Genomic DNA, 17,614 nt, shown 5'->3' with positions numbered 1-17,614 from the left:
GTTCTCCTCGAGAACAGGCCTGCGCCAGGCCAAAGGCCGCGATTATACGCCTGCGTTCGGCAGCGGGATCGCAGTGACCCGCCAGTCATCGCCGACCGCACGCATTTCAGTGATTTTCAGCTGCGGCGCGTCTTTCATCTGCGCCAGCGGCCAGTCGAGCAACGGCCGGCCGGTGGAGCCGAGGAACTTGCCGGCGATGAATATCTGGTATTCGTCCACCAGGCCCTGGCGCGCAAAGGCCCCGGCCAGGCGCGGCCCCGCTTCCACCAGCACGTCGTTGACGCCCCGGGCGGCCAGTGCCTGTAGCAACGCGTGCAAATCGACCTGGCCTTCAAGGCCCGGCACGATGAGGCACTCCGGCCCAGTGGCGTATTGCTCCTCGATGGCCACGCAGGTGGCGACCAGTACCGGGCCGGCCTTGAAGAACGGCGCGTCCAGCGGCACCCGCAAGCGCCCGTCCACCAGCACCCGCAGCGGCGGGCGGCTCATGGCCAGGGCGGTGTTTTCAGCGTCCAGGCCCAGTTCGGCGGCACGCACGGTCAGGCGCGCGTCGTCGGCCAGCACGGTGTCGGCGCCGGTCAGCACCACGCTGGCCTCGGCCCGCAGGCGTTGCACCGCCGACCGCGCGGCGGGGCCGGTGATCCATTGGCTCTCGCCGCTTTCCATGGCGGTGCGCCCATCCAGGCTCATGGCCAACTTGACCCGCACAAAGGGTAAACCGTGTTCCATGCGCTTGAGAAAACCGCGGTTGAGCGCCCGCGCTTCGCCTTCGAGCACGCCGCTGTGCACCGCGATCCCGGCCTGGGCCAGGCGCTGCAAACCGCGCCCGGCAACTTCCGGGTTGGGGTCCTGCATGGCCGCGACCACCCGCGCCACCCCGGCCGTCACCAGCGCATCGGCGCAGGGCGGCGTGTGGCCGTGATGGCTGCACGGCTCCAAGGTGACGTAAGCCGTGGCGTCGCGGGCCTTGGCGCCAGCGGCGCGCAGGGCGTGGACTTCGGCATGGGGCTCGCCAGTGCGCACGTGCCAGCCTTCGCCGACCACCTCGCCGTCGCGCACGATCACGCAACCGACACGGGGGTTGGGGTGGGTGGTGTAGAGGCCTTTGCGCGCCAATTCCAGGGCTCGCGCCATGTAGTGGGCGTCGAGGACGGCTTGCTCTGGAGAAAGGCTCATTCTTTGGCGGGCTCCCGGGCCAGGCGATCGATTTCTTCGCGGAACTCGTTGAGGTCCTGGAAGCGGCGATACACCGAGGCGAAACGGATATAGGCGACTTCATCCAGCTTTTGCAGCTCGGCCATCACCAGTTCACCGACCACCAGGGACTTGACCTCGCGCTCGCCGGTGGCGCGCAGTTTGTGCTTGATGTGGGCCAGGGACGACTCCAGGCGCTCGACACTCACCGGACGTTTTTCCAGGGCGCGCAGCATCCCGGCGCGCAGCTTCTCTTCGTCGAACGGCTGGCGGCTGCCATCGCTCTTGATAAGGCGCGGCAACACCAGTTCGGCGGTTTCAAACGTGGTGAAGCGCTCACCGCAGGCCAGGCATTCGCGGCGGCGGCGGACCTGATCGCCTTCGGCGACCAGACGGGAATCGATGACCTTGGTGTCGTTGGCACCGCAGAAGGGACAGTGCATGGTGGCAGGCAACAAAAAAAGGGAGGGCCATGGTAGCGCATCCCGGTGGCAAGACAAGCCATAGGCTTTGCGGTATACAGACGGGCTACGCTGTACCGCACACAACACTTCGCTTTGCTGGAGCTTCACATGCCGCTACGTCCCCTCGTTTTGCTCAGTCTGGTCGGCCTCCTGGCGGCGTGCAGCAGTGAGGCGCCCAAGCCCGCCGAACCCAAGCCCGGCCCCGCCAGCACCCAGGCGCAGAAAAAAGCCCACAGCGCCGCCGACCTCGGCCCGTTGCCAGCCTTCCAGCGCGAACTGAGCGGCAGCCTGCAAAACGTCCCGGCGGGGGCGGAAGTAGAGCTGGCGCTGCTGGTGATCGACGACCGTGGCCGCCCGCAGCAGTTGCTCGCCAGCTCCAGCCTGATCGGCAATAACCAGGCCCTGCCGTTTCGCCTGCGCTTCAACCCCGAAGCCTTCCCCGGTGGCGCGCGCGTCGAGTTGCGTGGGCGCGCCAGCCAGTCCGGGCAATTGATCCTGCACCTGCCGGCGCTGCGTATCGAGCAACCCACCACCCAGGCCCTGGGCGCGCTGCAACTCGTCAAAGCGCCATGACCGCACCGTTCGACCTGCAACAGGCCCTGGCTCAATTGCTGGGGGACGCGCGCCTGGTGCCCTGCCCGCTGCCGGGCACCGACCTCAAGCTGTGGCTGATCGATGGCGACAACATGGACCGCGCCTTCAGCCCGGAAGAAACCCGGCGCATCCTCCATGAACCGCCGTACTGGAGCTTCTGCTGGGCCAGTGGCCTGGCGCTGGCGCGCTACCTGGCGCAACACCCGCAGTGGGTGCGCGGCAAGCGCGTGTTGGATTTCGGCGCCGGCTCCGGCGTGGCAGGGATTGCCGCGGCCAAGGCCGGGGCGCTGGAAGTGGTGGCCTGCGACCTCGACCCCTTGGCGCTTGCCGCGTGCCAAGCCAACGCTGCGCTCAACGGCGTGACCCTGGGCTACTCGACGGATTTTTTCGCCGAGGCCGACCGCTTCGACCTGATCCTGGTCGCCGATGTGCTGTACGACCGTGCCAACCTGCCGCTGCTCGACGCCTTCTTGAGCCGCGGCCGTGAAGCCCTGGTGGCCGACTCGCGGGTACGGGATTTTCGCCACCCGCTGTACACCCGCCTGCTGATGCTCCAGGCCATGACCCTGCCGGACCTGGCCGAACCGGAAGAATTCCGCCATGTCAGCCTTTACCACGCGCAGCGCAGCTAACGCCTACAGGGTTTCGCCGCAGCCACTCGACCTACCGGCCACCCCCCGCCACGCCGTATAGTGCGCCCATCCACGTTTTGCGAGATTGCCCCATGAGCCAGGACACCCCCTACATCTTCGACGCCACCACTGCCGACTTCGATCAAACGGTGATCGAGGCGTCGTTCCATAAACCCGTGCTGGTGGATTTCTGGGCCGAGTGGTGCGCGCCGTGCAAGGCGCTGATGCCCATGCTGGCGCAGATCGCCGAGAGCTATCAGGGTGCGTTGCTGTTGGCCAAGGTCGATTGCGATGCCGAGGCAGACATCGTCGCCCGCTTCGGCATTCGCAGCCTGCCCACCGTGGTGCTGTTCAAGGATGGCCAACCGGTGGACGGCTTTGCCGGGGCGCAGCCGGAGTCGGCTGTGCGCGCCCTGCTCGAACCCCATGTGCAAATGCCACCACCGGCGGCGGCCGACCCCTTCGAGCAGGCCCAGGCCTTGTTCGACAGCGGCCGTTTCGCCGACGCCGAAGCCGCGCTCAAAGCGCTGCTGGGAGAAGACAACACCCACGCCGGCGCGCTGATTCTCTACGCCCGTTGCCTCGCCGAACGGGGCGAATTGGGCGAGGCACAAACCGTGCTCGACGCAGTCAAGAGCGACGAGCACAAAGCCGCGCTGGCCGGGGCCAAGGCGCAAATCACCTTCCTGCGCCAAGCGGCCGACCTGCCGGACGCCGCCGACCTGAAAACCCGCCTGGCGCAAAACCCGCAGGACGATGAAGCGGCGTATCAACTGGCGATCCAGCAACTGGCGCGCCAGCAGTACGAAGCGGCCCTGGAAGCGTTGCTCAAGCTGTTCGTGCGCAACCGCAGCTACAGCGAAGGCCTGCCCCACAAGACCCTGCTGCAAGTGTTCCTCCTGCTGGGCAACGATCACCCGTTAGTGACCACCTACCGGCGCAAGCTGTTCGCCGCGCTGTACTAGTCCACCCAGCTATAAAGCGGCGTATCCCCACCGCTCACCACCTTGACCCCGGCGCTATGGCGCAAGCGCACCAACAGGCGCTTGCCCGCCGCCGCGCTGCCGGTCAGGCTTTCGAGCCGGGCCAGCAAATCCGGCCCGCTCAGTTGCCCGGCCTGGCGCAGCAGGTCCTGGGCGATCAGCCACAAGGCATCATCCTGGTTCACCGGTTTGCCCGCCGTGCTGGCGGCCGGCGCGGCTGCCTCGACCTTTTCCACCTGCAACTGGCCACCCAGGCGCGCCCAGTCTTGCTCATCCAGTTCCAGGGTCAAATCCACCGGCCAATCGCCGATGCTTCCACGAATCCGCAACATAGGGTCTGCCTCATATTTGTGGCGGGCATGCTCCCACGCAGCTTGCGTAACGCCAAGTAGAGGGGCACACTCCGCGACCAATCGTTATAAGATTACATAACATTTCCCCTCGGAGACTTGCCATGCGCCGTCTGCTTCTCGCCCTGCCGTTTGCCCTGTTGCCCCTGGTGGCCGCCCAAGCCGCCGACACCCACGACCACGAGCATGGCAGCCTCGGCGCCCACGAACACGGGGTCGCGCGCCTGAATGCGGCGCTGGATGGCAAGACCCTGGAGCTGGAACTACAAAGCCCGGCGATGAACCTGGTGGGTTTCGAGCACGTGGCCAGCAGCGACGCCGACAAGGCCAAGGTCGCCGCCGTGCACGCGCAACTGGCGCAACCTCTGGCGCTGTTCAGCTTGCCCGCCACTGCCGGTTGCACGGTGGCCAGCCAAGAGTTGGAGAGCCCGCTGTTCGGCGACAAAGCCGAAGATCACGACCACGATGCAGAGGGCGACGAACACGACCACGACCACAGCGAAATCCACGCCCACTACCAGTTCACCTGCGCCACGCCCGCCGCGTTGAAGCACCTGGACCTGGGCAATCTGTTCAAGACCTTCCCCGCCACCCAGAAAATTGCGGTACAACTCATCGGCCCGAGCGGCCAGCAAGGGGTTGAAGTCACGGCCAAGGCTGCGCTGCTGACCTTCTAAAAACATACCCAGCCCTCTGTGGGAGCAAGCCTGCTCCCAAAGAGGGCTGGGGTTGCACCGAACCCACCAAGAACCCGTCGCCATGACCCAAGCGCTTATCGAACTCTCCCACCTGAGTTTCAGTTGGCCCGGCCACCCGCAGTTGCTGGATATCCCGGCGTTTCGCCTGGAACCCGGCCAGACGCTGTTTCTCAAAGGCCCCAGCGGCAGCGGCAAGACCACCCTGCTGGGCCTGTTGGGCGGGGTGCAGAAGCCCGACAGCGGCAGCATCCGCCTGCTGGGCCAGGAGTTGACCGCGCTGGCGGCGGGCGCCCGTGACCGCTTCCGGGTCGATCACACGGGCTACATCTTCCAGCAATTCAACTTGCTGCCCTTTTTGTCGGTGCGTGAAAACGTCGAGTTGCCGTGCCACTTCTCCAAGCTGCGCGCGTGCCGCGCGGCGCAGCGCCATGGCAGCGTGGAAAAAGCCGCCAGCACCCTGCTGGCGCACCTGGGCCTGACCGACCCCAGCCTGCTGGGCCGGCGCGCCGATGCCCTGTCCATCGGCCAACAGCAACGGGTGGCCGCCGCCCGTGCGCTGATCGGCCAACCGGAGCTGGTGATCGCCGACGAACCGACCTCGGCCCTGGACTACGACGCCCGCGAGGCCTTTATCCGCCTGCTGTTCGCCGAATGCCGCGAGGCCGGCGCCAGCCTGTTGTTCGTCAGCCATGACCAAAGCCTGGCGCCGCTGTTCGACCGCCACTTGTCCCTGGCCGAACTCAATCGCGCCGCCGCGCCCTGCGAGGTTTGAGATGTACTTGTTCCGCCTAGCCATGGCCAGCCTGGCTAATCGCCGCTTTACCGCGACCCTCACCGCGTTCGCCATTGCCCTGTCGGTGTGCCTGCTGCTGGCGGTGGAGCGGGTGCGCACCGAGGCCCGCGCCAGTTTCGCCAGCACCATCAGCGGCAGCGACTTGATCGTCGGCGCCCGCTCAGGCTCGGTGAACCTGCTGCTGTATTCGGTGTTTCGCATCGGCAACGCCACCAACAACATCCGCTGGGACAGCTTCGAGCACTTCGCCAGCCACCCGAAAGTGAAGTGGGCGATCCCCATGTCCCTGGGCGACTCCCATCGCGGCTACCGGGTGATGGGCACCACCGAGGCCTACTTCCAGCATTACCAATACGGGCGCCAGCAGCACCTGGCGCTGGCCAATGGCCGCGCCTTCGCCAGCGACCCGTTCGAGGTGGTGCTGGGTGCCGAAGTGGCCCAGGCACTGCATTACACACTGGGCGAACAACTGGTGCTGGCCCATGGCGTGGCGGCGGTGAGCCTGGCCAAGCACGACGACAAGCCCTTCACCGTGGTCGGCATCCTCCAGCGCACCGGCACGCCGGTGGACCGCACGCTGCATATCAGCCTGGGCGGCATGGAAGCGATCCACATCGATTGGCAAAACGGCATGCCCGCCCGGGGCAAAGGCCGGGTCAGCGCCGAACAGGCACGCAACATGGACCTCAAGCCCCAAGCCATCACCGCGTTCATGCTCGGCCTCAACAGCAAGATTTCCACCTTCGCTGTGCAGCGCGAAATCAACGAGTTCCGTGGCGAACCGCTGCTGGCGATCCTGCCGGGGGTGGCGTTGCAAGAGCTGTGGAGCCTGATGGGCACCGCCGAAAAGGCGCTGTTCGTGGTGTCGCTGTTCGTGGTGCTGACGGGGTTGATCGGCATGCTCACGGCAATTCTCACCAGCCTCAACGAACGCCGCCGCGAGATGGCGATCCTGCGCTCGGTGGGCGCGCGGCCCTGGCACATCGCGAGCCTGCTGGTGCTGGAGGCGTTCGCCCTGGCGTTGGCCGGGGTCACGGCGGGCCTGGGGTTGCTGTACCTGGGCATCGCCCTCGCCCAAGGCTATGTGCAGGCCAACTATGGGTTGTACCTGCCGCTGGCCTGGCCAAGCGAGTATGAGTGGGCGCTGATGGGCGCTATCCTGGCGGCCGCTGTGCTGATGGGCAGCGTGCCGGCCTGGCGCGCCTACCGGCAATCCCTGGCCGATGGCCTGTCCATTCGTTTATGAGGAAACACCGCATGCCCCGCGCCCTGCTTGCGCTGCTGTTACTGGTCGCCCTGCCGTCGTGGGCGGCCGAGCCCCGGGACCTGACCTGGTCGGAAATGATCCCGCCCGACGCGCCCGTAGTCGAGCCGAACATGACGCCCCTACACGACCTGGCCAAGCTCAGCGATGCCCTGGCCGCCGAGGCCGGCCCCGCCGCCCATCAGGACATGCCCGACGCGCCGGTGGTCAAGGGCCTGAACGGTGAGCGCATCCGCCTGCCGGGCTACATCGTGCCGCTGGAGGTCAACGAGGCAGGGCGCACCACGGACTTCCTCCTGGTGCCCTACTTCGGCGCCTGCATCCACGTGCCGCCACCGCCGTCGAACCAGATCGTGCATGTGAAAAGCGAAGTGGGGGTCAAGCTCGAAGAGTTGTACCAGCCGTACTGGATCGAGGGCGCGTTGCAGGTCAAAGCGTCCAGCAGCGAATTGGCCGATGCCGGCTACCAGATGGACGCCGAGAAGATCTATCTCTACGAGTTGCCCGAGTAAAACGCAAAAGGTTCCCTGTTTACGGGGTCCATCGCGTTTTCATTGAGCTGTGTCAAAGCCTGCCCCTGGGTCATCACTACCATTGGACGCAGCCAACTAAAAACGTCCTTTGGAGCCCCCATGCACAAGTCTTTGCTTAGCGCTTCCCTGTTTGCCCTCGCGCTCGCCGCGCCGATCGCCCATGCCCACCAGGCTGGCGACATCCTCGTGCGTGCCGGTGCCATCACCGTCAACCCGAAAGCCGACACCTCCAGCGTCAAGGTAGACCGCGGCGCGCTGGCTGGTCACGACCTGGGCGGCAAAGCCACCATGAACAGCGACACTCAGCTGGGTCTGAACTTCGCTTACATGCTGACCGACCACTGGGGTCTCGAACTGCTGGCCGCCACGCCGTTTGAACACGACGTGAAAATCAAAGGCACTGCCCTGGCCCCGGCCAACGGCAAGCTCGGCTCCCTCAAGCACCTGCCGCCAACCCTGAGCGTGGTCTACTACCCGCTGGACACCAAGTCCGCATTCCAACCCTACGTGGGCGCCGGCATCAACTACACCTGGATCTATGACGAACACGTTGGCAGCGACGCGCAAGCCGCCGGTTTCGACAATTTCCGCGCCAGCAACAGCTGGGGCTGGGCCGCTCAACTGGGCGCCGACTACATGATTACCGACAGAATCATGCTCAACGCCCAGGTTCGCTACATCGACATCGAAACCACCGCCTACGTGAACAACGACGGCGTATCCCCTGGCACCCGCGCCAAGGTCGACGTTGATGTTGATCCGTTCGTGTACATGGTTGGCCTGGGCTACAAGTTCTAAGTACCCCGCCCACGAAAAAGGCGCCTGCGAAGGCGCCTTTTTTATGCCCGTCGAATGCTCAGCGGCCGAGCAGGCGCGCCAGGCCCACGGTCAGCGGTGTTTGCACAGGCAGCTCAAAACGCTGCGCCAGGCGCTGGTTGTTGGCCCGCGAATGGCGGATATCGCCGGCCCGCGCCGGGCCATGGCTGATGGCGGGCAGCGAACCGACCACGCCTTCAAGCGCCACCAGCAATTGCTTGAGGCTGATGGACTGGTTCCAGCCGACGTTCACCGCGCCCACTTCCAGGCTCGGCGCTTCGAGGGCTTGCACCAGTAGGCCGACCAGGTCTGCCACGTAGAGGAAGTCGCGGGTTTGCTCGCCATCGCCAAACACGGTGATCGGCAGGCCCTTGGCCGCCCGCTCGCTGAAAATGCTGATGACCCCGGAGTACGGCGAAGACGGGTCCTGGCGTGGGCCAAAGATGTTGAAAAAGCGGAAGATCGCCGGCGCCAGCCCATGCTCGCGGCGGTAGAAATCCAGGTAATACTCGCTGGCCAGTTTGTCCGAGGCGTAGGGCGTGAGCGGCGCCTTGGGAGTGTCTTCGTCGATGGCCTGGCCTTCGCCGTTGTTGCCGTACACCGCCGCGCTGGAGGCGAACACCACACGCTTGACGCCGTGCTCGCGCATGGCCTCACAAACATTGAGGGTAGCGATGAAGTTGCTCTGGTGGGTGCGTACCGGGTCGTCCACCGAGGCCTGCACCGATGCGACTGCCGCCAAGTGGGCGACAGCCTGGCACCCGGCCATGGCCTGGGCCACCAACGCGGCATCGGCGGCGTCGCCGACGATCAGCTCGACCTTGGGGTTATCCAGCGCCAGGTTGCTGCGCTTGCCAGTGGACAGGTCGTCAAGCACCCGCACCGAGTAACCCTTGGCCAACAGTGCGTCGGTCAGGTGGGAACCAATGAAACCGGCGCCGCCGGTGATTAAGACAATGCCTTTAGCCATGACGATAAAACCTATCCAGTAAGCCCGGGAGCGCCGCGCGCCAGGCACGTGGCTTGATCCCGAAAGTGTGCAGAATTTTCTTGCAGGCCAGCACCGCGTGTTGCGGTTCTTCGCCAGCATCCGGGCGCGCGGCGTGGGCCTGCGCGGTAGGCGCTTCGATCGCCAGGGGGTGCAACTGCCGCGCCTCGCTGAGAATCGCCTGCCCCAGCGCCAGCGGCGTGGTGGCTTCGTGCCCGGCGTAGTGGTACGTGCCCCACAGGGGCGCGGCGCAATCGAGCTGCTTGAGCACCGAGATAATCACCCGGGCGGCGTCGTCGGCCGGGGTCGGGTTGCCACGCCGGTCGTCGGCCATCAGCAACTCTTCGGCGGTTTCGGCCCGGGCCAGGAAACGCCCCAGGGTGCCGTCGAGGCTGTCGTCCAGCAACCAGCCAAAGCGCAACAGCACATGCTGCGGGCACGTAGCGCGCACGCTTTGCTCGATCCGCCATAGCGCCTGGCCGCGCAGGCCCAACGGCACCGGCTCGTCTTTTTCGCTGTAGGCCGTGGCCCGCGAGCCGTCGAACACGCGATAGCTGGAGGGTTGCAGGAGGATGATGTTGTGGTGCTGGCACAGCTCGGCGAGGCGTTCCACCGCGCGTTCCTGCTCGGCCAGGCGTGGCTCGGCCACCGCTTCGGCCTGGAACCAGTCGAAGTAGTAGGCGAGGTTAATCAAGGCGTCGGGGCGGGTGTCGTCGAGCAGTTGCGTCAAGCTCGCGGCGTCCCAACCGTCTTGCGGTGGGCGGGGCGCGAGAAAACCGATGTCTTCTTCCGCACCGAGGCGAATCAGCGCCTGCCCGAGGGCATTCCCGCCGCCCAATAACATAAGGCGCATTCGCATAAAGTCAGCAGGCCCAGTCTGTCGAGAACGATTGTTGATGCGCAAAAACCCGGAGGTCTTGCCGTGATGATTGCCGGAATCGTTGCATTTTGCGGCTTTGCAGCGCAACCGTCACTTACAAAGTACGCCCATTCAGTGCGCCGCCACCCGCACCACCGTGGGCGAACCCACACCAAAACGCGTGCGGTATTCGCTCGGCGCCAGGCCGGTGATTTTCTTGAAGGTGGCGCGAAAAGCGCTGGGGTCCTGGTAACCCACCGTCCAGGCGATGTGGTCGATAGTGCCTTGGGTGAACTCCAGCAATTCGCGCGCCTTGCCGACCCGCAGGTGCTGGCAGTATTGCGTCGGCTTAAGCCCCGTGGCGGCGCGAAAACGCCGCAGGAACGTGCGCTCCTCCAGGCCCGCGCACTGCGCCATCGCTGCCACCGACACATCCACCGCGCCATTGCCTTGCAACCAATGTTGGACCTTGAGCACCGCCCCATCGCCATGGCTGAGGATCGGCGCAAAATTGCTGCCACAGTGGCGTGCGCTGTCGCTGTGCTCGATCACCAAAAACCGCGCCGTGCCCGCCGCGATGCTCGGCCCCAGCAGGCGATCCACCAGGCGCAGGCCCAACTCGGCCCAGGCCATCAAGCCGGCAGTGGTTATCAGGTCGCCGTCGTCGACAATGGGGGTATTGGCCTGCACCTTGATCGCCGGGTAACGCTCGGCGAAGGCCGTGACCGATGTCCAGTGGGTGGTGGCGCTGCGCCCATCAAGCAGGCCGCTTTCAGCCAACAGCAGCGAGCCGACGCACACGCCGCCCAGGGTCGCGCCGTTGGCGTGCTGCTCACGCAGCCACTGGGTCAGCGCCTGCAAGGGCAGGTTGTCGGAAAACGCCGCGATGGAAGGTGGAATCAATACCGCGACCAGCGGATGTTCGGCCCCGGGGTGGCTGTCGAACACCCGCACTGGCCTGCCATCCGCCTCGGTTTGCCAGTGGCTGACCCGCAGGCGTGGGAGCTGGGCGCTGCACTGTTCGGCGGCAATGCGGTTAGCCACCCCGAACAGATCCGTCAAACCATGAACCGCCGCCCACTGCGCGCCCGGATACACCAGCACGCCCAACTCAACGACCGCACGTTCTCCCGCCATTGTCAGTTTTCCCCTCTTTATTGTCGGTACGGCCAATGCCCGCAGGCGCAGCCGTTGCCGATACTGGGCGCCACTTCCATCACCGAGGACCGCCCCATGGCCAAGCAAGCGCTCATCCTAGTCGATATCCAGAACGACTACTTCCCCGACGGCAAATGGCCACTTGCGGGCGTGGAAGCCGCCGCCGACAACGCCGCCCGCCTGCTCGGCGCGGCCCGCGCGGCGGGAGACCTGGTGGTGCACATCCGCCATGAGTTCACCCACGACGATGCGCCGTTCTTCACCCCAGGCTCCCTGGGCGCGCACCTGCACCCCAAGGTGCAAAACCGCGCCGAAGAACCGGTGGTGCTCAAGCACTTCGTCAATTCATTTCGCGACACTGAGCTGCAAGCGATCCTTGAACAGCATCACATCGACAGCCTGGTGATCGCCGGTAGCATGAGTCATATGTGCATCGACGCCATCACCCGCGCCGCTGCCGACCTGGGCTACAACGTCAGCGTGATCCACGACGCCTGCGCCACCTGCGAGCTGGAGTTCAACGGCATCACCGTCCCCGCCGCCCAGGCGCATGCGGCGTTCATGTCGGCGTTGGCGTTCGCCTATGCCAGCGTGGTCTCGACGGATGAATTCCTGGCCTCCCAAGGCTGAATTGCGGTCAATAAAAAACCCGCGTTTCCAAGGGAGGAAACGCGGGTTTTGTGCGTTCTGCCAGCCTGAGGCTAGGGCCTAAAAGGGAATGTCGTCATCAAAACTGTCGAAATCCGGAGCCGGTTGCGGCGCGGCCTGCTGAGGAGCCGGGGCCGAACGCTGTTGCGGGGCCGACTGCTGCGGGCGCGGAGCCTGCTGGCGTGGGGCCTGCTGCTGGTAGTTGTTGCCGCCACCTTGTTGCTCGCCCTGTTGTGGGCGGCCGCCGAGCAGTTGCATGGTGCCTTGCATGTCAACCACGATTTCAGTGGTGTAACGCTTGATGCCGTCTTTTTCCCACTCGCGGGTCTGCAACTTGCCTTCGATGTAGACTTGCGAACCTTTACGCAGGTATTCGCCGGCGATCTCCGCCACTTTGCCGAACATCGACACACGGTGCCATTCGGTTTTCTCGACCTTCTGACCGGTTTGCTTGTCGGTCCATTGTTCGCTGGTCGCCAGACTCAGGTTGGTCACGGCGTTACCGTTAGGCAAGTAGCGAACTTCGGGATCCTGGCCGCAAGTGCCGACCAATATGACTTTGTTAACCCCACGGGCCATAACGTTCTCCTAGGCTTCGCACGCTGTCGGTGCCGGGTTGTTGACCAGGCCTTCGAGGGTCGTGCGATCCAATAGTTCGGTGTCCAATTTGATATAAATGGCGGCCTCTTCGGCCACCACCACTGCATCCGTTACTCCGACGACGGCCTTGAGGCGCTCGACCAGGCCGGCTTCGCGAATCGCTTCGGGCGACAGCGGCAAGCGCAGGCTCGTCACATACGGAGGTTCGCGCATGGTAACAGCAAAGGCGAACCAGAGTGCAGCCAGCGCAGCGCATCCCAGGAACACAACCGACAAACCGCCATGCTGGTACAACCAGCCGCCCATGATGCCGCCCAACGCCGAACCGAGGAACTGGCTGGTGGAGTAGACCCCCATCGCCGTGCCCTTGCCCCCCGCCGGTGAAACCTTGCTAATCAGCGACGGCAGCGTAGCCTCCAGTAGATTGAACGCGGTGAAGAACACCACCGTCGCCACCACCAGCGCCCTCAGGCTGTCGCCGAACCGCCAGAAGAATAGCTCAGTGAGCAGCAGCGTCAGCACGGCGCCGAGCAACACTCGTTTCATTTTGCGTTTCTTCTCGCCGTAGATGATGAACGGGATCATGGCGAAGAACGAAATCAGCAACGCGGTGAGGTACACCCACCAATGCTGCTCCTTGGGCAGCCCGGCCTTTTCTACCAGGGCCAGGGGCAAGGCGACGAAGCTGGACATCAGCATCGCGTGCAACACAAAAATGCCCAGATCCAGGCGCAGCAGGTCCGGGTGCTTGAGCGTCGGCATCAGGGCCTGGCGCGCGACGCCGGATTCGCGGTGCTGCAAGGTGCCGGTGGAGCGCGGCACCATGAAGGCCACGATCAGAATGCCAAGCATGGCCATCGCCCCGGTAGCCAGGAACAGGCCCGACAGGCCAAAGGCGCGGGTCAGCAGCGGGCCGACGACCATGGCCACGGCGAACGACAGGCCGATGGTCATGCCGATCATCGCCATGGCCTTGGTGCGGTGCTGTTCGCGGGTCAGGTCCGAAAGCAGCGCCATGACCGCCGCGGAAATCGCCCCGGCACCCTGCAGCACCCGCCCGGCAATCACGCCCCAGATGGAATCGGCGTTGGCCGCCAGCACGCTGCCCAGGGCAAAGATGATGAGCCCCAGGTAAATCACCGGCCGACGACCGATACGGTCGGAAATGACGCCAAAGGGAATCTGGAACAACGCCTGGGTCAGGCCATAGGCGCCGATCGCCAGGCCGATCAGGGCCGGGGTGGCGCCCGCCAGGTCCATGCCATAGGTCGCCAGCACCGGCAGCACCATGAACATGCCAAGCATACGGAACGCAAACACCAGGGCCAGACCGCTTGCCGCGCGGGTCTCACCGCTGCTCATGCGTTCGCTGTGGGGATCGTGCATGGAAAAACCTCGTGTGAACCGGCGGCGATTCTACCAGTCCGATCGAGGGAGGGGGTACATGCGACCGTTTGCCGCGAGGATGTATCCCGCGTCAGCCCGGCATGGCCTGCAAAGGCGCATTTGATAGTGTGCATCCATCCAGTATTTGGCTTTATACTCCTGCCTTTACGCCCGCCGAGCGAGGCCACCTTGGACAAGATCCTGATTCGTGGGGCTCGAACCCACAACCTGAAGAACATCGACCTGACCCTGCCACGGGACAAATTGATCGTTATCACTGGCTTGTCCGGTTCGGGCAAGTCTTCCCTGGCCTTCGATACGTTGTATGCCGAAGGTCAGCGGCGCTATGTAGAATCGCTGTCAGCCTACGCCCGCCAGTTCCTGTCGATGATGGAAAAACCCGATGTCGATACCATCGAGGGCCTGTCGCCGGCCATTTCCATCGAGCAAAAGTCGACGTCCCATAACCCGCGCTCCACTGTGGGCACCATCACCGAGATCTACGACTACCTGCGCCTGCTTTACGCGCGCGTCGGCATTCCGCGCTGCCCGGATCACGACATCCCGCTGGAAGCCCAGACCGTCAGCCAAATGGTTGACTTGGTGCTGGCCCAGCCCGAAGGCGCCAAGCTGATGCTGCTGGCGCCGGTGATCCGCGAACGCAAGGGCGAACACCTTTCAGTCTTTGAAGAACTGCGTGCGCAGGGCTTCGTGCGAGCCCGGGTCAACGGCAAGCTGTGCGAGCTGGACGAGTTGCCGAAACTGGATAAACAGAAAAAGCACTCCATCGACGTGGTGGTCGACCGCTTCAAGGTGCGCGCCGACCTGCAACAGCGGCTGGCCGAATCCTTTGAAACCGCGCTGAAACTGGCGGACGGCATCGCTCTGGTGGCGCCGATGGACGACGAGCCCGGCGAGGAAATCATCTTCTCCGCACGCTTTGCCTGCCCGATTTGCGGCCACGCCATCAGCGAGCTGGAGCCCAAGCTGTTCTCCTTCAACAACCCCGCCGGTGCCTGCCCGACCTGCGATGGCCTGGGAGTGAAGCAGTTCTTCGACATCAAACGCCTGGTCAACGGTGACCTGACCCTCGCCGAAGGTGCGATACGCGGCTGGGACCGGCGCAACGTCTATTATTTCCAGATGCTCGGCTCCCTGGCCAGCCACTTCGGCTTCAGCCTGGAAGTGCCGTTCAATGAACTGCCGGCCGAACAGCAGAAAGTCGTCCTGCATGGCAGTGGCTCGAAGAACGTCGATTTCAAATACCTCAACGACCGGGGCGATATCGTCAAGCGCTCCCACCCGTTCGAGGGCATCGTGCCGAACCTGGAGCGGCGCTACCGCGAAACCGAGTCGGCCAGCGTGCGCGAAGAGTTGGCCAAGTTCCTCAGCACCCAGTCCTGCCCGGACTGCCGCGGCACGCGCTTACGCCGTGAAGCTCGGCACGTGTGGGTCGGCGAAAAAACCCTGCCGGCGGTGACCAACCTGCCGATTGGCGACGCCAGCGAATACTTTGCCGGGCTGAAGCTGACCGGCCGGCGTGGCGAAATCGCCGACAAGATCCTCAAGGAAATCCGCGAACGCCTGCAATTTCTCGTCAATGTGGGCCTGGACTACCTGTCCCTGGATCGCAGTGCCGACACCCTATCCGGCGGTGAAGCCCAGCGTATTCGCCTGGCCAGCCAGATCGGCGCGGGCCTCGTGGGCGTGCTGTACATCCTCGACGAGCCGTCCATTGGCCTGCATCAACGGGATAACGACCGCTTACTCGGCACCCTCAAGCACCTGCGCGACATCGGCAATACGGTGATCGTGGTCGAGCACGACGAAGACGCCATTCGCCTGGCCGATTACGTGGTCGATATCGGCCCCGGTGCCGGCGTGCATGGCGGCCACATCGTCGCCGAGGGCACGCCCGCCGAAGTCATGGCGCACCCGGATTCGCTGACCGGCAAATACCTGTCGGGCCGCGTGAAAATCGAAGTGCCCGCCAAACGCACCCCGCGCAACAAGAAGCTGACCCTGTCCCTCAAAGGCGCGCGCGGCAACAACCTGCGCAACGTCGACCTGGAAATCCCCATCGGCCTGCTGACCTGCGTCACTGGCGTGTCTGGCTCGGGTAAATCGACGCTTATCAACAACACCCTGTTCCCCCTCAGCGCCACGGCACTGAACGGCGCGACCACCCTGGAAGCGGCAGCCCACGACAGCATCAAGGGCCTGGAACACCTGGACAAAGTGGTCGATATCGACCAAAGCCCCATCGGCCGCACGCCGCGCTCCAACCCGGCCACCTACACCGGGTTGTTCACGCCGATCCGCGAACTCTTCGCCGGCGTACCGGAGTCCCGCTCCCGGGGCTACGGGCCGGGGCGGTTCTCCTTCAACGTCAAGGGCGGCCGCTGCGAGGCGTGCCAAGGCGATGGCCTTATCAAGGTGGAAATGCACTTTCTACCGGACATCTATGTGCCGTGCGACGTGTGCAAGAGCAAGCGCTACAACCGCGAAACCCTGGAGATCAAGTACAAGGGCAAGAGCATCCACGAAACCCTGGAGATGACCATCGAAGAAGCGCGAGTGTTCTTCGATGCCGTCCCGGCCCTGGCGCGCAAACTGCAAACCCTGATGGATGTAGGCCTGTCCTACATCAAGCTGGGGCAATCGGCGACCACCCTGTCCGGGGGCGAGGCGCAGCGGGTGAAGCTGTCCCGCGAGCTATCCAAGCGCGATACCGGCAAGACCCTGTATATCCTCGACGAGCCGACCACCGGCCTGCACTTCGCCGATATCCAACAGTTGCTGGATGTGCTGCATCGCCTGCGCGATCACGGCAACACGGTGGTGGTGATCGAGCACAACCTGGACGTCATCAAGACCGCCGACTGGCTGGTGGACTTGGGGCCGGAGGGCGGCTCCAAGGGCGGCCAGATCATCGCCGTCGGCACACCGGAGGAAGTGGCGGACATGAAGCAATCCCACACCGGCTTCTACCTCAAGCCATTGTTGGAGCGCGACCGCGCCTGATTACGGGCCACAAAAAAGCCCCTGTCACTTGAATCGTGACAGGGGCTTCTTCATTTCTGGCATGTGGGCGCGGGGCTGGTCCGCGGCCGCATCAGAACTGCGATTGCAGGTAGTTTTGCAAACCGATGGATTTAATCAGGCCCAACTGCTTTTCCAGCCAGTAAGTGTGATCTTCCTCGGTGTCGTTCAATTGAACCCGCAGGATCTCGCGGCTCACATAGTCGTTGTGCTGCTCGCACAACTCGATGCCCTTACAGAGTGCGGCACGGACCTTGTTCTCCAGACGCAGATCGCTGGCGAGCATCTCAGGCACCGTGGTGCCGGTGTCCAGGTCGTCGGGGCGCATGCGGGGCGTGCCTTCAAGCATCAGGATGCGGCGCATCAGAGCATCCGCGTGTTGCGCCTCCTCTTCCATTTCGTGGTTGATGCGTTCGAAGAGCTTGGTAAAGCCCCAGTCTTCGTACATCCGCGAGTGAATGAAATATTGGTCACGAGCTGCCAGTTCTCCCGTCAGCAACGTGTTGAGGTAATCGATTACGTCCGGGTGACCTTGCATCGCCCTACATCTCCCTGCTTGAAAGGCCCTAGTTTGAACCAACGGGACTTGCAGGTCACGGGACAAACGGCAGA

The 17,614-nt window shown here is 64.4% G+C and carries 19 protein-coding genes; 10 read left to right on the top strand and 9 right to left on the bottom strand.

All coding sequences use genetic code 11. The annotated features are described in order from the left end of the window. Nucleotides 1-42 precede the first annotated feature (42 nt). Together ribD and nrdR are read right to left on the bottom strand one after the other, a co-directional pair. Complete coding sequence (ribD, locus tag AC19YR_RS16565) at nucleotides 43-1,176, bottom strand: bifunctional diaminohydroxyphosphoribosylaminopyrimidine deaminase/5-amino-6-(5-phosphoribosylamino)uracil reductase RibD (RefSeq protein ID WP_095109668.1); 1,134 nt, start codon at nucleotides 1,174-1,176, stop codon at nucleotides 43-45. Next, nucleotides 1,173-1,637 (bottom strand): transcriptional regulator NrdR, encoded by a 465-nt coding sequence (nrdR, locus tag AC19YR_RS16560; RefSeq protein ID WP_176465121.1) that lies wholly within the window; start codon nucleotides 1,635-1,637, stop codon nucleotides 1,173-1,175. The genes ribD and nrdR overlap by 4 nt, the downstream gene beginning before the upstream one ends. A 129-nt stretch (nucleotides 1,638-1,766) precedes the next feature. Between nrdR and AC19YR_RS16555 the strand changes: the two genes are divergently transcribed. From AC19YR_RS16555 to trxA, 3 genes are all read left to right on the top strand, one after another. Beyond that, complete coding sequence (locus tag AC19YR_RS16555; RefSeq protein ID WP_095109669.1) at nucleotides 1,767-2,231, top strand: hypothetical protein; 465 nt, start codon at nucleotides 1,767-1,769, stop codon at nucleotides 2,229-2,231. Next, complete coding sequence (locus AC19YR_RS16550) at nucleotides 2,228-2,884, top strand: class I SAM-dependent methyltransferase (protein ID WP_500599273.1); 657 nt, start codon at nucleotides 2,228-2,230, stop codon at nucleotides 2,882-2,884. The genes AC19YR_RS16555 and AC19YR_RS16550 overlap by 4 nt, the downstream gene beginning before the upstream one ends. 92 nt (nucleotides 2,885-2,976) lie before the next feature. Then, nucleotides 2,977-3,849: a thioredoxin gene (gene trxA / locus AC19YR_RS16545; RefSeq protein WP_095109671.1), complete on the top strand. Its 873-nt coding sequence runs from the start codon at nucleotides 2,977-2,979 to the stop codon at nucleotides 3,847-3,849. Here trxA and AC19YR_RS16540 read toward each other — a convergent pair. Beyond that, the gene (locus AC19YR_RS16540; protein WP_095109672.1) at nucleotides 3,846-4,199 is read right to left on the bottom strand and encodes a hypothetical protein; all 354 of its coding nucleotides are present in this window, start codon (nucleotides 4,197-4,199) and stop codon (nucleotides 3,846-3,848) included. The genes trxA and AC19YR_RS16540 overlap by 4 nt on opposite strands. Before the next feature lie 122 nt (nucleotides 4,200-4,321). On the opposite strand from AC19YR_RS16540, the gene AC19YR_RS16535 reads away from it, so the two are divergent. From AC19YR_RS16535 to AC19YR_RS16515, 5 genes are all read left to right on the top strand, one after another. Further along, nucleotides 4,322-4,894 carry a DUF2796 domain-containing protein gene (locus tag AC19YR_RS16535; RefSeq protein WP_500599271.1) on the top strand — a complete coding sequence of 191 codons (573 nt, stop codon included), beginning with the start codon at nucleotides 4,322-4,324 and terminating at the stop codon, nucleotides 4,892-4,894. An 82-nt stretch (nucleotides 4,895-4,976) separates the two neighbouring features. Next, complete coding sequence (locus AC19YR_RS16530) at nucleotides 4,977-5,687, top strand: ABC transporter ATP-binding protein (RefSeq protein ID WP_500599269.1); 711 nt, start codon at nucleotides 4,977-4,979, stop codon at nucleotides 5,685-5,687. Between the two features lies 1 nt (nucleotide 5,688). After that, complete coding sequence (locus AC19YR_RS16525) at nucleotides 5,689-6,954, top strand: ABC transporter permease (RefSeq protein WP_500599268.1); 1,266 nt, start codon at nucleotides 5,689-5,691, stop codon at nucleotides 6,952-6,954. 11 nt (nucleotides 6,955-6,965) lie between these two features. Further along, entirely contained in the window at nucleotides 6,966-7,484 is a 519-nt protein-coding gene (locus AC19YR_RS16520; RefSeq protein WP_095109676.1) for a DUF3299 domain-containing protein, read from the top strand. A gap of 120 nt (nucleotides 7,485-7,604) precedes the next feature. Beyond that, nucleotides 7,605-8,303 (top strand): OmpW/AlkL family protein, encoded by a 699-nt coding sequence (locus AC19YR_RS16515; RefSeq protein WP_500599267.1) that lies wholly within the window; start codon nucleotides 7,605-7,607, stop codon nucleotides 8,301-8,303. 58 nt (nucleotides 8,304-8,361) lie between these two features. Here AC19YR_RS16515 and pgnE read toward each other — a convergent pair whose 3' ends face one another. From pgnE to AC19YR_RS16500, 3 genes are all read right to left on the bottom strand, one after another. Beyond that, complete coding sequence (gene pgnE, locus AC19YR_RS16510; RefSeq protein ID WP_095109678.1) at nucleotides 8,362-9,291, bottom strand: UDP-N-acetylglucosamine epimerase PgnE; 930 nt, start codon at nucleotides 9,289-9,291, stop codon at nucleotides 8,362-8,364. After that, nucleotides 9,284-10,168, bottom strand: coding sequence for a sugar nucleotide-binding protein (locus AC19YR_RS16505; RefSeq protein ID WP_095109679.1), 885 nt, complete (start codon nucleotides 10,166-10,168; stop codon nucleotides 9,284-9,286). Before AC19YR_RS16505 ends, pgnE begins: the two co-directional genes overlap by 8 nt. A gap of 132 nt (nucleotides 10,169-10,300) precedes the next feature. Then, nucleotides 10,301-11,305 (bottom strand): GlxA family transcriptional regulator, encoded by a 1,005-nt coding sequence (locus AC19YR_RS16500; RefSeq protein WP_095109680.1) that lies wholly within the window; start codon nucleotides 11,303-11,305, stop codon nucleotides 10,301-10,303. A gap of 96 nt (nucleotides 11,306-11,401) precedes the next feature. Here AC19YR_RS16500 and AC19YR_RS16495 point away from each other — a divergent pair, with 96 nt between their 5' ends. Further along, a complete protein-coding gene (locus AC19YR_RS16495) occupies nucleotides 11,402-11,956 on the top strand; it encodes a cysteine hydrolase family protein (protein ID WP_500599264.1) in 555 nt (184 codons plus the stop codon). Nucleotides 11,957-12,034: 78 nt separating this feature from the next. Here AC19YR_RS16495 and AC19YR_RS16490 read toward each other — a convergent pair whose 3' ends face one another. Further along, nucleotides 12,035-12,553 (bottom strand): single-stranded DNA-binding protein, encoded by a 519-nt coding sequence (locus AC19YR_RS16490; protein WP_095109681.1) that lies wholly within the window; start codon nucleotides 12,551-12,553, stop codon nucleotides 12,035-12,037. A 9-nt stretch (nucleotides 12,554-12,562) separates the two neighbouring features. Next, nucleotides 12,563-13,960 (bottom strand): MFS transporter, encoded by a 1,398-nt coding sequence (locus AC19YR_RS16485; RefSeq protein WP_095109682.1) that lies wholly within the window; start codon nucleotides 13,958-13,960, stop codon nucleotides 12,563-12,565. Nucleotides 13,961-14,149: 189 nt separating this feature from the next. Between AC19YR_RS16485 and uvrA the strand changes: the two genes are divergently transcribed. After that, nucleotides 14,150-16,984 (top strand): excinuclease ABC subunit UvrA, encoded by a 2,835-nt coding sequence (gene uvrA, locus AC19YR_RS16480; RefSeq protein ID WP_095109707.1) that lies wholly within the window; start codon nucleotides 14,150-14,152, stop codon nucleotides 16,982-16,984. Nucleotides 16,985-17,075: 91 nt separating this feature from the next. On the opposite strand, the gene bfr is transcribed toward uvrA, so the two are convergent. Then, nucleotides 17,076-17,540: a bacterioferritin gene (bfr, locus tag AC19YR_RS16475; protein ID WP_095109683.1), complete on the bottom strand. Its 465-nt coding sequence runs from the start codon at nucleotides 17,538-17,540 to the stop codon at nucleotides 17,076-17,078. Nucleotides 17,541-17,614: the final 74 nt, after the last annotated feature.

The sequence above is a fragment of the Pseudomonas sp. MF08817 genome (genome assembly GCF_059862705.1).
The sequence above is the reverse complement of the archived record's forward strand: the minus strand, read 5'-3'. Positions and strand labels throughout refer to the sequence as shown.

What these genes read in the sequence shown, in the direction of transcription:
- ribD (WP_095109668.1), bottom strand. Translation starts at nt 1,176, where the DNA reads ATGAGCCTTTCTCCAGAGCAAGCCGTCCTCGACGCCCACTACATGGCG.
- nrdR (WP_176465121.1), bottom strand. Translation starts at nt 1,637, where the DNA reads ATGCACTGTCCCTTCTGCGGTGCCAACGACACCAAGGTCATCGATTCC.
- AC19YR_RS16555 (WP_095109669.1), top strand. Translation starts at nt 1,767, where the DNA reads ATGCCGCTACGTCCCCTCGTTTTGCTCAGTCTGGTCGGCCTCCTGGCG.
- AC19YR_RS16550 (WP_500599273.1), top strand. Translation starts at nt 2,228, where the DNA reads ATGACCGCACCGTTCGACCTGCAACAGGCCCTGGCTCAATTGCTGGGG.
- trxA (WP_095109671.1), top strand. Translation starts at nt 2,977, where the DNA reads ATGAGCCAGGACACCCCCTACATCTTCGACGCCACCACTGCCGACTTC.
- AC19YR_RS16540 (WP_095109672.1), bottom strand. Translation starts at nt 4,199, where the DNA reads ATGTTGCGGATTCGTGGAAGCATCGGCGATTGGCCGGTGGATTTGACC.
- AC19YR_RS16535 (WP_500599271.1), top strand. Translation starts at nt 4,322, where the DNA reads ATGCGCCGTCTGCTTCTCGCCCTGCCGTTTGCCCTGTTGCCCCTGGTG.
- AC19YR_RS16530 (WP_500599269.1), top strand. Translation starts at nt 4,977, where the DNA reads ATGACCCAAGCGCTTATCGAACTCTCCCACCTGAGTTTCAGTTGGCCC.
- AC19YR_RS16525 (WP_500599268.1), top strand. Translation starts at nt 5,689, where the DNA reads ATGTACTTGTTCCGCCTAGCCATGGCCAGCCTGGCTAATCGCCGCTTT.
- AC19YR_RS16520 (WP_095109676.1), top strand. Translation starts at nt 6,966, where the DNA reads ATGCCCCGCGCCCTGCTTGCGCTGCTGTTACTGGTCGCCCTGCCGTCG.
- AC19YR_RS16515 (WP_500599267.1), top strand. Translation starts at nt 7,605, where the DNA reads ATGCACAAGTCTTTGCTTAGCGCTTCCCTGTTTGCCCTCGCGCTCGCC.
- pgnE (WP_095109678.1), bottom strand. Translation starts at nt 9,291, where the DNA reads ATGGCTAAAGGCATTGTCTTAATCACCGGCGGCGCCGGTTTCATTGGT.
- AC19YR_RS16505 (WP_095109679.1), bottom strand. Translation starts at nt 10,168, where the DNA reads ATGCGAATGCGCCTTATGTTATTGGGCGGCGGGAATGCCCTCGGGCAG.
- AC19YR_RS16500 (WP_095109680.1), bottom strand. Translation starts at nt 11,305, where the DNA reads ATGGCGGGAGAACGTGCGGTCGTTGAGTTGGGCGTGCTGGTGTATCCG.
- AC19YR_RS16495 (WP_500599264.1), top strand. Translation starts at nt 11,402, where the DNA reads ATGGCCAAGCAAGCGCTCATCCTAGTCGATATCCAGAACGACTACTTC.
- AC19YR_RS16490 (WP_095109681.1), bottom strand. Translation starts at nt 12,553, where the DNA reads ATGGCCCGTGGGGTTAACAAAGTCATATTGGTCGGCACTTGCGGCCAG.
- AC19YR_RS16485 (WP_095109682.1), bottom strand. Translation starts at nt 13,960, where the DNA reads ATGCACGATCCCCACAGCGAACGCATGAGCAGCGGTGAGACCCGCGCG.
- bfr (WP_095109683.1), bottom strand. Translation starts at nt 17,540, where the DNA reads ATGCAAGGTCACCCGGACGTAATCGATTACCTCAACACGTTGCTGACG.